A 13,072-nucleotide genomic window follows, 5' to 3' on the forward strand; every position below is an offset into this window, starting at 1 on the left:
CCGGTTTACCCGTTGGCGGCGGAGGCGGGCGGCTGGCCATCAGGCAGGACCTGACGGACGACCTGCACGGCGAAACTCCAATGCCGCGCTTGCATTTCAGGAACGATCAATCCAGAATGCACATATGAACGCCGCCTATGCACCGCTACCCAAAGGCCGTCCCCGCGAATTCGACCCCGATCGGGTCGTGCAGGGCGCCATGGACATCTTCTGGTCCAACGGTTATCAGGGCACGTCGCTGCCTGATCTGCTGCAGGCAACGGGCCTGTCGCGCAGCAGCCTGTATGCCGCGTTTGGCGACAAGCACGGGCTGTTTCTGCTGGCGCTGGACCGTTACATTGCCGACGCCATCGCACGCATTGCCCAGGAATTGGATGCGCAACGCGATCCCTGGGACGCGCTGCGGCTGTTCCTGTCCGGCTATGTCCAGCGGAACAGTGGGGCGAAGGGGCGCAAGGGCTGCCTGGTCGTGGCCACCGCAATGGAGTTGGCGGGCAAGGATGCGGAAGTCGAAAAACGTATCCGCGGGTTTTTCCAGTCGGTCGAAGGGCGGCTGGCCGATACCTTTGGAAGGGCGCAGAAGGCCGGCACCCTGGCCGATGGCATCGGTCCGAAAGACGCCGCGCGCGTGGTGCTGGCGATGGTCGAAGGGCTGCGAGTGATCGCCAAGACGGGTGTGGATGGCAAGGTCTGGCAGGCAAGCGTGGACGCGCTGCTAGGGCGGCTGATCAAGTAGGTTGCTGCTTGCCGGGCTGCGACGCGATTCACAAAACTTCCGTCGCCCATTTTTGTACCTTTCAGTCCTTAATAAAGGATTTTCCATGTCCCCCTTGCAGGTTGTTTGCGCCATCTTCGTGCCCCTGCTGTGGGGATGCCAGTTTGTCGTCATCAAGATCGCGGTGGCGGACTTTCCGCCGCTGTTCCTGCTGGCCCTGCGGTTCACGGTGATTGCGGCAGTCCTGCTGCCCTTTGTCGGCCTGCCGCGAAAGCAGGAACTGAAGCCGGTCCTGTGGATCTCGCTGTTCATGGGCGGGCTGAACTTCTCGTTTGCGTTCATCGGCCTGGCGCATGGCGCGGCCAGCGTGGCCGGCGTCGCCATGCAATTGACGACGCCCTTTGCCGTGCTGCTGGCCTGGCCCATGCTGGGCGAAAAGCTGTCCTGGCGGGTCAGCACCGGCATCACCATTGCCTTCGTGGGCGTGATGCTGACCGCGGCGGGGCCGGGTCCGGTCGCTATCCTGCCCGTGCTGCTGATCACCGGCTCGGCCTTGTCCCTGGCCATCGGCAGCATCCTTGTGAAGCGGTCGGGCCCGTTCGAGCCCATGAAGTTGCTGGGCTGGATGTCGGTGTTGACCGTGCCGCAGGTGCTGCTGATGTCGGTGCTGTTCGAAGGCGGGCAACTGGCATCGTTGCACACGGCAACGGTCTCGGGCTGGATGGCCCTGCTTTATACGATTGCGCTCGGCGGCATCGCCGGGTTCGGCATCTGGTTCTGGCTGATCGCACGGTGTTCGATTGCGCGGGTCGCGCCGTATGCCTTGTTGCAGACGGTGTTTGCCGTGGCATCGGGCGTGCTGTTCCTGGACGAGGCGCTGACGGCGACGCTGGTTGTCGGCATGCTGGCGTGCATCGTGGGGGTAGCGATGACGCAGCGTCCGGCGCGGGCAAGCGTTGCGGTGGGGGCAAAGTCAACGCCGGACTATTCCCCGCCACGTCCCGCCTTTGCTGCCGACCCAAACCAATGCCGCGGTGACAACCCCTGATCCGGCCCCAGCGCCGAGAATCCACCATCCACCGGCACGTCCACACCCGTCATGAACCGCGCACCGTCACTGCACAGAAACGCGACCACCTGACCCACATCGTCACCGCGCCCCGCACGGCCTACCGGATGAAATGGCGCAGCTACCGAATCGGCATGTTCCATCGTGCCGGCCAAGGTAGCCAGGGTGGGAGACCAGGTCCAGCCTGGCGAAACCGACAGCACACGGATGCCCTGCGGCGCCAGCGTCACGGCCTCGTTGCGCGTCAGTTGCAGAATGCCGGCCTTGCTGGCCGGGTACAGCGCCCGTTGCGCGGCCCCGAACTTGCCGCCGGTGCTGCCCAGGTTGATGATGACAGCGCCAGGCTGCGTCATGAAAGGGACGGCTTTCTGCACGAACACGGCACCGCTGACCAGATTCACATTGAGCGTGTTCAACCATTCTTCGCGCGTCGACGCGATGCCCTTGTCGGCGTAGATGCAGGCGTTGTTCACCAGGATGTCCAGGCGGCCATACGCTGCCTGCGTCGCCGCCAGGCAGGCGTCGATGTCGGCATCCACCGTGACGTCAGTGTGCTGATAGATGACACCGTCATCGAACGTCGCGGCTAGCGCAGCACCCGCCGCGTCATCGATGCCGGCCAGCACCACCCGGCAACCCGCCTCGCGCAGCGCGCGGGCAATGTCGGCGCCAATGCCGCTGGTGGATCCCGTCACGATGGCGACCTTGTCGTGCAGGGAATCAATGGCGGGCATGGGCGGACTCCTCGGCAAGCACGGACACCGCCTCTGCGGTGGTCATGATGGTGGCAATCAGGGACATGCTGGCCAGCGATGCGTCATGCGTCTGGCGCGTGGCGGAGCAACACGCGTCTTCGGCCACGATCACGTCAAAGCCGATGTCGGCGGCATGGCGCGCGGCATGCTCCACCGCCGAATGGGTGGAGATCCCGGCAATGATCAGCCGCGTCGCGCCCAGCAAACGCAGCACTTCTTCCAAAGGCGATCCGTAGAAGGCGTTGACGCGCGTGTGCTTCACCACGAACTCGCCTTCGACCGGACCAAGCCCGTCATGAAACGCGCAGCCCCACGTGCCGTCACGCAGCACGCCACTGGTCACGACGTTGCGGAAGATGGCGCAGTTCTGGATCACGTCCGCGCCGTCTTCCCGGTAGGCGGCACGCGCGGACACCACCGCAATGCCGCGCGCGCGTGCACCGGTCAGCAACGCGCTGGCCCGTTCAACCACGCGGGCACGTTCTTCGTCCATGTCGGCGCTCAGGCCCACCCGCACCTTGCCGTCGCGATGCAGCACGTCGTTCTGGTAGTGCACCGCCAGAACGACGGTGCGGGATGGCGGGGCTTCCGGCGCGGAGGACACGGGCGCGGCCATCAGATGAACACCTGCAGCAGGTCGTGGACCGCCTCGCTGTTGATCAGGTCCACCCGTTTCAGCCGAATGCGCAAGGTGTCACCGTCCTGAATCAGATGGTGCCGGCAGGATCCCGCCAGCGACCGGTGCTCACCTCCTTTGCGCCATTCGGCAAACTGGAAACGAGAGGTCACCACCAAGTCGCCCGTATCGGGATCCCGGCCATCCACCATCACATTGCCCACCACCCGCGCACACCTCGACCGCGGCTGCTGCGACCAGTTGCGCGGGTTGGTGATGCGCTTGACGCGCACTTCACGCAACAGGGCGTTTTCCCAGAACAAGGACACGTGGTTGAGCGGATCGGCCTGGCCGGCAACCAGCGGCGCCCAATACATGCCGTCATCCGAAAACAGCGCCAGCCAGTCGTCCCACCGGTCCTCGTCCAGCAGACGGGCTTCGCGATACAGGTAATGCTCGATCGCCGTTGCCTCATCGCGGGACAACTCCGCCGCCGTCAGCGACTCATACGAAGCAAGAGGGAATTTCATGCGGGGTCTCCGGCAAGCATGTAGCGCCGCCATGCGGCGAACTGGTTGCGCATGGGCAATTCACTGGTGCCGTTGATCGACACCGACCCGTCTTCCAGCTTGCGGTCCGTGCCGTGATAGCGGTGCATGCTGACCCATTCGCCGCCCACGGTGTTCTGGTTGCCCAGCTGCACGCGGTTGTAGACCTCGATGTCGTCGGGCATCACGTTGGAAGACGGCGAGTTGATTACGTTCGCGTACAGCAGCGCCCGTTCGAACACGGCGGGCGGCGCGCCCTTCAGGCGGAAGGTGTAGATCTCTATCAGGGTGCGGTCGACCGCCACCGGGCGGATCACACGAAACTGCTGGAACACGGTGTGGGGCGATCCGCTGCCGTAGATCACGGTGTTGTGGCGGTTCATGCCCAGGATCTCGGCCGTGCGCGCTTCACCATAGGCCGCATGCATCGCCGCCTTGTATTCCTGCATCGCCGGGTCGTTCCCCGCATTGGGGTTGAAGATGGCTTCCATGTAGCCGTGGCCATTGTCAAAGCCGCGCAGCTCAAGGCTTTCCCAGAACGGATAGGGCTCGCCATTGCCGTCCATCACCAGCAACTCCAGCGGCATGGGCGACCCTTCGGGTAGCGCGCGGTATTGCTGCCTCGCCGCCACGACCGAGGACTCATGCGTCACCATCGGGTGCATGGTGTCATGCAGATTCTCGTAGAACACTTTCCAGTTCGACTGCTGCATGACGCGGAACACGCCGCCGGCCACTTCCACTTCGCCGACCGGCGATCGGTCGCACAGGTTGTCGATCGACGTGATCGCCCCGCCCAGGAATTCCTGCAGCGTAGGGCCTTCGGCTGCCATGCTGGCGAACACGAAGCCGCGGTAGCGTTCCACCCGCGCCAGCCGGGTCATGTGGAATTCGGGGTTGGCCGGGTCGAAACAGGTGCCTTCATACCCGTTCTTCAACGGCGCCGTCATCATCGTGCCGTCCAGATGGAAGGTCCACCCGTGGTAGGGGCAACGGAACAGTCTGCGGGTGTTGCCCGTGCCTTCTGGCACCAGCATTGCGCCCTTGTGCGGGCAGCGGTTGTAGACCACATTCACACTGTCGTCCGCGCCGCGCACCATCACGATCTGGTGGCCGGCGATCTGGCTGGCCACGTAGTCGCCGGTGTAGGGCACCTGGCTGTCGTGACCGATGTAGATCCAGATCTGGCCATAGATGCGTTCCATCTCCAGCGCGAAGATGTCGGGGTCGACATACACCTTGCGGTGCACCTTGTCGGGCCGGACCAGGGCGTCCAGATCGGCGTGCTGCAGGGGGAAGCCGCGTGCGTCATGCCTGTGCCTCCCGCTTGCCCCACGCCGTCATCAGCGTGTTGGACGGCTGCGTTTCATCCAGCAGCTTGCGCGCCGTCTCCGCGCCGGCCACGGGCAGCCCGGCCGGATCGATCAGGCCCACCTGCGCCAGCACCGATGCCTGGTCCCAGTAGATGTGCTCGTGGTAGAGCTTGTCGCCCCGAAATTTGACGATGGCAACCAACGGGATTTCGACTGTCTTGCCCGTGGGCGGCACACCCGGCAGCATCCAGTCCACTTCCGTGTCGTGCGTGAAGCAGAACACCATCTCGTCCACGATCTGCGTCAGGCCGATGGTGCGCGAAATCGGAATCAGCCGCGTGTCCTTCGGCGTGCGCGGAATGAAATGGTGCTGGTAGAAGTAGTGCAGCTGTTCGTGCCCCACGCCGCCCGTCATGGTCGGGATGTGGTTCACATAGGGCTCGGCCACCATCGTCGCCATCGTCTTGTCGGCATCACGGACCGCGAATTCATACTCGGTATGTTTGTCCCACAAGGCAGACAGGTTGTAGCGCGGGCCGATCGCTTCGCGCAGCAGTTCGATCGACCGCTGGTGCGCCATCAAGGCCGACGCCTTGTCGTAATGATCGCCGCCATTGCGCGCAAAAGCATGATCCACCTCGGCATAGTCGTACACACGTACCAGGTCAGAATCGGCAAATGCGGCGCGGATGCGTTCCTGGGCATCGGGCGGACAGAAGGCATCCTTGCCCGCCACATGCAGCACGGTCGGGCAGGAAATGGCGCCGGCTTCGGCCAGGTAGGCATCGATGCCCACGCCGTAGTAGGAAATGGCCGCGTCCACGCCGCAACGTGTCGCCGCCAGATAGGACAGCGTGCCGCCCAGACAGAAGCCCAGCGCCCCGACCTTGCCGGTGCACTCGGGCAACTGGCGCAAGGCGGCTACGGTGGTGGCAATGTCCTTCATGCCCAGATCGATGTCGAACGCCTTGTACAGGTCGAACGCACGCTGCCAGCTCGCCTCGTCATAGCCCAGTTCGATGCCCGGTTCGATCCGCCAGAACAGGTCCGGCGCGAGCACCACATAGCCTTCTTCGGCGTAGTAGTCAGCCACCTCGCGCATGCTCTCGTTGATCCCGAAAATTTCCTGGCAGAGCACGACGCCCGGTCCGGTGCCCGATGCCGGCACGGCTAGGTAGGCGCGGAAGGTCGCGCCCGAATCATCCGATAAATCGATGTAACGGCCTGTCATGGCAACTCCTGTAAGGCGGCGCGGGGGCGGCACCTGGGGATACGGCGTATAGGTAAACGCTTAGGGTTGATTCTAGGTATCGCCTCCTGCCCCGGCTCTCCGAGAATGGCAGCGCTTGTCCGCTAATGGCGGATATCGGCGAGCGCAGTCCGGCGCCTTCGTCGTGCCCATGCGGTCAGGCCGCTGCACGCTGCAATGGCACGCAACATGCTTGCTTCACACAGGTCACCGCTACGTATTCGAGTGCCCCAGGCACGACCGCCCACTCTTCCCAGGGAGCCCACCGTGGCCAGCTTCAACGCTTCGCACATGGATCTCGGAACGCTCAACCACAGTGCGGCGTTCCGCTCCAAAGACGCCCAGGAAATGCACCGCTATGTGGCGGGCCAATTGACGGACCACCGGCTGGACCTGTGCAGCGGCGGTTTCAGCGCCGTCATGCATCACGCGTCCATTGGATCCCTGGGCTTGCATCAGCTGGAGTACGGCGCATCCGTCACGATCGATCCAGGCAGTCTTGACGACTTCCTGCTGGTCCAGATGCCTCAGTCGGGTGGGGGGCGCGTTTTCCATTCGCAAGGCGAAACGCTCGTCTCGCGCGACATCGCCGGCGTCATTGCCCCGACAGCGCGCTTCCGTATCCGCTGGGAACGCGACTGCCGGCAGCTGTTGCTGAAGATCCCGCGCCGCAAGCTTGAACAGGCCTGTACGGCGTACCTGGGCGCCACGGTGCGGGACCCGATCGAGTTCCGGTTCGACATGGACCTGCGCACGCCTGCCGGCCAGAACTGGCGGCACCTGATGGAATACCTGCTGAACACGCTGGCGCTGGAAACGACGCAGCGGCTCAGCCCGCTGGCGCACGCGCACATGGAAGAAATGGTGGTGGCGCACCTGCTGACGCACCAGCCGCACAATTATTCGCATCACGCCGATCATGCCGCGGATGCGCGTGGCGTGGCGCCGCGCTGCGTCAAGCGTGCGGAAGACTACATGGCCGAACACGTGTCGGATCCGATTTCGCTTTCCGACATCGCCGATCATGCGGGCGTCAAAGTCCGCACCCTGTGCCAGAGCTTCCAGCGTTTTCGCCAGACCAGTCCCATGTCGGCATTGCGGGACCTGCGGCTGGAAGGCGCGCACAAAGACCTGGTGGCCGGTGCAGGCGAGTCGGTCACCGACATCGCCTACCACTGGGGCTTCAACCACCTGGGCCGGTTTTCATTGATGTACAAGGCGCGCTTTGGCGAGCGGCCGCACGAAACGCTGCGTCGCTAGACAGGGCGGCGGCGGAAAAGCGAACGGGGTTCGATCTTCCGCTTCGTGCCGGACAGTGCGGACGAGGGGTCGCCGGATACGCGGCCCCTTCTGCTATCAGCTTGCCTTGAGCGGACACTGATCCGCATACGAATCCTGATAGTCCTTCAGGATGGTGCTGACCAGCTTGTTCGTGACCTGGCCATCGGCATCCGTATCCACCACGCGCAGGTAGAAGTTCTCGATCGGGAACTGGTTGTTGCCGTAAACAAACTTGCCGCGCACCGATTCAAAGTCCGCCTTGCGCAGCGCTGCCAGCAATGCTTCGCGATCGTCCACCTTGCCGCCGATCTGCCTGACCGCGGCATTCATCGCCATGATCACGTCATAGGCCTGCGCGGCGTAGCCTGATGGATAGCGGCCATACTCCTTGCGGTAGGCCGCCACGAACGCCTTGTTCGCCGGCACGTCCAGGTCATGCGCCCAGTGCGACGTGTTGTAGATGCCCAGCATCGGCTTGCCCACCGCCTGCACGATGTCTTCGTCCGCCGAAAAGCCGGTGGAAATGAGCGTGATCGATTTATCCAGCCCCGCCGCCACGAACTGCTTGATGAAGCCGATTCCCATCGCGCCCGGCAGGAAGAAATACACCGCGTCCGGCTTGTCCGACCGCAATTGCGCCAACTCCGCCGCGTAGTCGATCTGTCCCACCTTGGTATAGATCTCGCTGGTCGCGCCTTTCTCGTAGAAGTGCTTGAACCCGTTCACGGCATCCTTGCCACCCGGGTAGTTGGGCGCAATCAGCACGACCTTCTTGAACGCCTTCTGCGTCGCAAAGCGGCCCGCTGCCTCGTGGTAGGCATCGTTCTGATAGGCCGTGCCAAAGAAGTAGGCGTTGCAGCCCTTGCCCGACAACGCGCTTGGCCCCGTGTTGTGCGACAGGTAAGGCACCTTCTTGCCGAACAGCAGCGGCCCCACCGCCAGGGCGACGTTCGACGCGACCGGTCCCGTGAACAGATCGATATCGTCCCGCTGCAACATGCGCTCGACCTGCTGGCGCGCATTGTCCGGATTGCCGGCCGTGTCGGTCTGGACGTATTCCACCGGAAACCCGCCCAGCTTGCCGTTCAACTGCTTGATGGCCAGCGCATATCCCGTGCGCGAGTCGGTACCGTTCGCGCTGAACGGTCCGGAAATGTCCATGGCCATGCCGACCTTGATGGTCTGGGCGACAGCGGCATGCAAGGGCGACAGGGCCAGACAGGCAAGGGCAAGACAGCGTGCAGCGGAATGCAGGCGCATGGATATCTCCAGGAGGTCGAGCAGTGGCTGCGCGTGCGCGCAGGAATGGATCGATTCTGGAGGAATGGGTAGGGCAGGCTATCCAGATCGGGCGGACCCGCGCGGGGGCTTATCCGATTCGCGCGGGAATTGGGGAAGGGGCGGCGAGTCAGAAGAAGTAGCGGACCGACGCGCCTACCTGCGCATGCGGCATCGGCGAGAGCAGCAGACCCGCCGATGTGCCGTACGCAATCTCGGTGCCGTATCGATGCGGTTGCAGAATGCCGTACAGCGAAAGCTGCACCGCCCGGATGTCGTAGGTCGCGCGCAGGTCGTAACGCGTGTAGACCGGCATCTTGCGCTCGGTGGTTTGCGGCGTCCCGACGTAGTAGGGAATGTCGGATATCAGGTAGCCATCGGCATTCAGGCGCAGCCTGCCCGCGCCCAGCGGTGTCGCGTATTCCGCGCCTATCTTCAGCTGATGGGACGGCACCGACAATCTGGCGCCGGCATTGGGGGCCGGGTTGTTGACCTTCGCTTCAAGGATGCGGCCGTAGCTGCCGTAGACGCTCCACTGGCGGTTGAAGGCATAACGGCTTTCCAGCTCGAAACCCTTGCGGGTCGTGTCGCCCACGGAACGGTACGAGCCGTCGGGTTGCAGCACGATTTCGTCATCGTTCAGCGTGTAGTACAGCGCGCCCGACAGCGTCCAGCCGGTGGCAGGCGAACTGGTAAAGCCGACATCGTAGGACCGGACCTTGGAAGGTGCGATCTGGCTGATGACACCGCCCCGGGCGCCCAGGGGTCCCGTTGCGCCGCTCGAACTGATCTGCTCGGCGGCGGGCGACCGAAAGCCCTGGGCCACGTTGGCGAACAGGTCCAGCCGTGGCGCCACGCTCCAGACGGCGCCCAGCTTGGGCGTGGCCACGCCTTTGTTGTAGGTGGTCGATGCTGCCGGCAACTTGCGGTTGTCGATGTCGTAGTCGAACCGGTCGTAGCGGATGCCGCCCAGCAGCTTGAGTGCGGCCGCCGGCTTGTACTGCGCCTGGGCAAACACGCCGTACGTTAGCAACGACAGATTCTGGTTGTTGACGTAGTTCACCGTGGGCGCGCCGTTGCGATAGATCTGCCGCAGGGCGTCGCCCGAATCCCGCCGCACGTCCGCGCCGACAAACAGCGACGCGGAGTCGCCCCACGTCATGTTGCGCGCCAGCCGCCCGCCAAAGATGCGGCGGTCATCGGACCCGACGGTATGGTCTGTCGTGCTGGTGGCAATGCCGCGCGTGCGCTCGAAATCTTCGGCATACACGGAGCCGTACCACCCGGCTTCGCCGCCCACCGGCGTGCGGTTCAGGACCAGCGAACTGCGGCGTGCGTCGACGAAGCCCGGCAGATTGAACTGCGTGGAACGCGGATCCAGTCCGGCTTCAAGGCTGGGCAACAGCAGGTAGCCCGCCGCTTTTCCGTCGGACCGGTAATGGTTGACGCGCAGGCTGTACAGCCCGTCGCCATACTGGGTCGACAGTTTCCAGAAAAGGTTGTCACGGTCGGTGCGCGACGCATACCGGAAGCCATCGTTGCGGTAGATGTCGGCAACCAGCAGCGATTCCACTGCCGCAAACTGATTCGACAGGACAAGCGAGGTCCGCTTGCCACCGTAGCTTTCCAGGGTGACCCCGACGCTCGAAGGCGTGTTGGCGCCCCCGCGCGCCGTCGTGATGCCGACCGCCCCCGCGCGATTCTGGTCGCCATACAGCGCCGAGATGGGGCCTTTGATGACATCGATACGGCCGATCATGTCAGGCGTCAGCCATTCCAGGAAAACCGGACCATGACCCGCGCCGCCCTGGCTGGATGGGATGTTCTGCGGCACGCCATCGACATACACCGCCGTGTCGGCGCCATGCGTGCCTTGCGTGGCAAAGCCGCGCATGCGGAATCCATTTCCCGTATCGGCCTGGTCGATGTTGTTGGCCAGTACGCCCGGGACCCGCCGGAAGATGCCTGACATATCCCGGCCGATATTCAGTGTGCCAAGGTCTTCCTGCGTGATCGTCGTGACTGCCGATGGCAGCCCTTCGGCCTCCTGGGTCACGCGGCTGCGCGCGCCGACTTCTGGCGGGCCGCCCCGCGCGGTACCTTCCGCCGTGACCTCGACCGTTGACAGGGTGCGGGCCGGGTCCGCCCCTTCCGTGGCGCCATGGGAGGCAGGGCTTGCCGTCAACAGGCCCGCGGACGCGGCGATAAGACTGAGGCGAAGGCGGCTGGGTGCGCTCGGGGTCGGCATACGAAGAATCCAGGGGTTCGAAAGTGCGCCATCCTATCCTATTTGCAACAGTGTTGCATTATCAGTTTTCGTGTTTGACGTGAGGCGCTCCGAGCGCCGCGCATTTTTCGGGTTAAGTCAGGGCCATCCTCCAGACACCCGACGCGAAAGCCGAGCTGGCAAGGCAGACTATGGAGGTGTTCGACTGGGATGTTCCCCACCTCCAATGCCTTCGTCCAGAAAGAGGCGGCGTATTGGAGTCCCTATGCCAAAGCGATGCTCGAGAAGGCCAAGTAGATGCAGGTTTCAACGACCTCCCGTGTGACGATCCAGCCAAGTGGCCGTCAGTTCAACGCCGCGCCCGGCCAGACCCTGTTGCAGGCCGCGCTCGATGCAGGGGTGAACCTGCCCTTCAGTTGCCGTGCCGGGCACTGCGGCGTGTGCCGCGGCCGTGTCGTCCAAGGCGACGTCCAGCTGGATGCCTTCACACCGGGCCTGAGCGACCCGCAGCGCGCCGACGGCCACGTGTTGCTGTGCCGGACCCACGCGGCAGCCGACCACATCGTCATCGACATCCGCGAAACCGCTTCCGCACTGACGCCCCCCAAGACCATTCCATGCCGGGTCAAGTCGGTGGAACAGCGGTCGGATACGGTTGCGATCGTCAAGCTTCGGCTGCCGATGAATGAAAACGTCTTTTTCCTGCCGGGGCAGTTCATCGACGTGCTGTTCGATGACGGGCAGACACGCAGCTATTCGATTGCCAACCCGCCCAGGCAACGCGGCGTGGTCGAGTTCGAACTGCACATGCGACACCGCCCGGGCGGACGCATGACGGACCCCGTGTTTCGCGCCGAACTGACCGGCAAGTTGTTGAAGATCCAGGCACCGCCGGGCAGCTTCTTTCTGCGGGAAGCGTCCGACAAGCCGCTGGTGCTGCTGGCCACCGGAACCGGCTTTGCACCCATCAAGTCCATCCTTCGGTATCTGCAGGAAAACGGCGTGAAGCGCCCGGCCACGCTGTATTGGGAAGGGCGGTCGCCCAGCGACTTCTACATGCGCGATCTGGTGGAGCAGTGGGAAGCCGAACACGGCAACTTCCGTTTCGTGCCTGTGTTGTCCGCATTCGTGTCCGCACCGGGTTCTGCGTCAGCATCGCCGACAGCCGGGCTGGACTGGACCGGGCGCGTGGGTCACGTGCACGACGTCGCGCGGCAGGACTTCCCGGATCTGTCGGGTCACCAGGTTTATGCTTTTGGCCCCCCGGCAATGCTTTCGACGGCCAGGCGGGTTTTGATCGGCGAATGCAATCTGGAAGCCGCCGACTTCTTTTCGGACGCCGTCGTGCCTACGGGCTATGACGCGCTGGCCCGCCCGCCCGCGCTGTCGTCCTTTCCCTGACGCCGTGTTTCTGACCTTGTTCCCTCACCAATACCCTCATCGTACTGCTGTGCTAGCCGCGACGACGACAGCTGAGCTAAAGTGGTGGTCCAGAGGGCCCTCGTGTCCACCTTGAAGCGACGGCACGAACGCGGTTGTGTAGGCTGTGGAAGATCAAGCGTCATCATGGCGAAAATAACGTATGACCATTGGCACGAGCTGCTTGGACAGGACCTGTATGTCTCGATCGGGTCGCGCTTGTTCATGGGCGAGTTCCTGGGTTTGAAACCGCTATCCCGAAAAGAGGCGAACGGCCGCCAGGTCGAGCACGCCTGGGCGATATCGACGTCGGCGGGAAAGGTCTATTTCGATCCCGACAATGCCGCCGTGGTGGTCTACACCATTGCCTATCGCACCAAAAAGCGCGCAGCGCCTGCGTCGGCGCAACTGGGCAATTCGCGCGCGCAGAAGTGGATCGCCGACGCCGAGCAAATGATCCGCCAGGCGCACGAAGTTTCCAGTGCGGCATCGCAGTGGATCCAACGAAGCACGGCCCGGCAAGCGCTGGCGAAATCCGCCGGCTACCTGGACAAGCCTCAGGGCTGCGCCGGGGAGTGAGATAGGCTGGGCGCTGAGTCGCA

At 63.9% G+C, this 13,072-nt stretch carries 12 protein-coding genes; 5 read left to right on the top strand and 7 right to left on the bottom strand.

All coding sequences use genetic code 11. The features are described 5' to 3' along the window. Positions 1-124: 124 nt before the first annotated feature. Both ACNANG_RS12820 and ACNANG_RS12825 read left to right on the top strand, forming a co-directional pair. The gene (locus ACNANG_RS12820; RefSeq protein WP_420223267.1) at positions 125-736 is read left to right on the top strand and encodes a TetR/AcrR family transcriptional regulator; all 612 of its coding nucleotides are present in this window, start codon (positions 125-127) and stop codon (positions 734-736) included. An 85-nt stretch (positions 737-821) separates the two neighbouring features. Continuing rightward, on the top strand, positions 822-1,763 hold the full coding sequence (locus ACNANG_RS12825) for a DMT family transporter (protein WP_420223268.1): 942 nt from the start codon (positions 822-824) through the stop codon (positions 1,761-1,763). Here ACNANG_RS12825 and ACNANG_RS12830 read toward each other — a convergent pair. Genes ACNANG_RS12830 through ACNANG_RS12850 form a run of 5 tightly spaced genes read right to left on the bottom strand, consistent with a single transcriptional unit; the run spans position 1,700 to position 6,247 of the window. After that, positions 1,700-2,518 carry an SDR family oxidoreductase gene (locus tag ACNANG_RS12830; RefSeq protein WP_420223269.1) on the bottom strand — a complete coding sequence of 273 codons (819 nt, stop codon included), beginning with the start codon at positions 2,516-2,518 and terminating at the stop codon, positions 1,700-1,702. The two genes, ACNANG_RS12825 and ACNANG_RS12830, sit on opposite strands and share 64 nt — an antisense overlap. Continuing rightward, on the bottom strand, positions 2,505-3,155 hold the full coding sequence (locus tag ACNANG_RS12835) for a cysteine hydrolase (RefSeq protein WP_420223270.1): 651 nt from the start codon (positions 3,153-3,155) through the stop codon (positions 2,505-2,507). The genes ACNANG_RS12830 and ACNANG_RS12835 overlap by 14 nt, the downstream gene beginning before the upstream one ends. After that, positions 3,155-3,685, bottom strand: a complete 531-nt coding sequence (locus ACNANG_RS12840) for an aromatic-ring-hydroxylating dioxygenase subunit beta (RefSeq protein ID WP_420223271.1) — start codon at positions 3,683-3,685, stop codon at positions 3,155-3,157. Before ACNANG_RS12840 ends, ACNANG_RS12835 begins: the two co-directional genes overlap by 1 nt. Next, the gene (locus ACNANG_RS12845) at positions 3,682-4,953 is read right to left on the bottom strand and encodes an aromatic ring-hydroxylating dioxygenase subunit alpha (protein WP_420223272.1); all 1,272 of its coding nucleotides are present in this window, start codon (positions 4,951-4,953) and stop codon (positions 3,682-3,684) included. Before ACNANG_RS12845 ends, ACNANG_RS12840 begins: the two co-directional genes overlap by 4 nt. Before the next feature lie 58 nt (positions 4,954-5,011). Continuing rightward, entirely contained in the window at positions 5,012-6,247 is a 1,236-nt protein-coding gene (locus ACNANG_RS12850) for a dienelactone hydrolase family protein (RefSeq protein ID WP_420223273.1), read from the bottom strand. Between the two features lie 285 nt (positions 6,248-6,532). On the opposite strand from ACNANG_RS12850, the gene ACNANG_RS12855 reads away from it, so the two are divergent. Further along, entirely contained in the window at positions 6,533-7,525 is a 993-nt protein-coding gene (locus tag ACNANG_RS12855; RefSeq protein WP_420223274.1) for an AraC family transcriptional regulator, read from the top strand. Positions 7,526-7,621: 96 nt separating this feature from the next. Here the strand turns inward: ACNANG_RS12855 and ACNANG_RS12860 are convergent, their stop codons facing one another. Both ACNANG_RS12860 and ACNANG_RS12865 read right to left on the bottom strand, forming a co-directional pair. Beyond that, positions 7,622-8,806, bottom strand: coding sequence for an ABC transporter substrate-binding protein (locus ACNANG_RS12860; RefSeq protein ID WP_420223275.1), 1,185 nt, complete (start codon positions 8,804-8,806; stop codon positions 7,622-7,624). A gap of 148 nt (positions 8,807-8,954) precedes the next feature. Then, positions 8,955-11,072, bottom strand: coding sequence for a TonB-dependent receptor (locus tag ACNANG_RS12865; protein WP_420223276.1), 2,118 nt, complete (start codon positions 11,070-11,072; stop codon positions 8,955-8,957). A 300-nt stretch (positions 11,073-11,372) separates the two neighbouring features. Here ACNANG_RS12865 and ACNANG_RS12870 point away from each other — a divergent pair, with 300 nt between their 5' ends. Then, entirely contained in the window at positions 11,373-12,452 is a 1,080-nt protein-coding gene (locus ACNANG_RS12870; protein WP_420223277.1) for a 2Fe-2S iron-sulfur cluster-binding protein, read from the top strand. A 165-nt stretch (positions 12,453-12,617) separates the two neighbouring features. Continuing rightward, a complete protein-coding gene (locus ACNANG_RS12875; protein ID WP_420223278.1) occupies positions 12,618-13,049 on the top strand; it encodes a hypothetical protein in 432 nt (143 codons plus the stop codon). The last annotated feature ends 23 nt before the right edge of the window (positions 13,050-13,072 follow it).

The sequence above is a fragment of the Pigmentiphaga litoralis genome (assembly GCF_048632615.1).
Lineage (GTDB): Bacteria > Pseudomonadota > Gammaproteobacteria > Burkholderiales > Burkholderiaceae_B > Pigmentiphaga > Pigmentiphaga litoralis_B.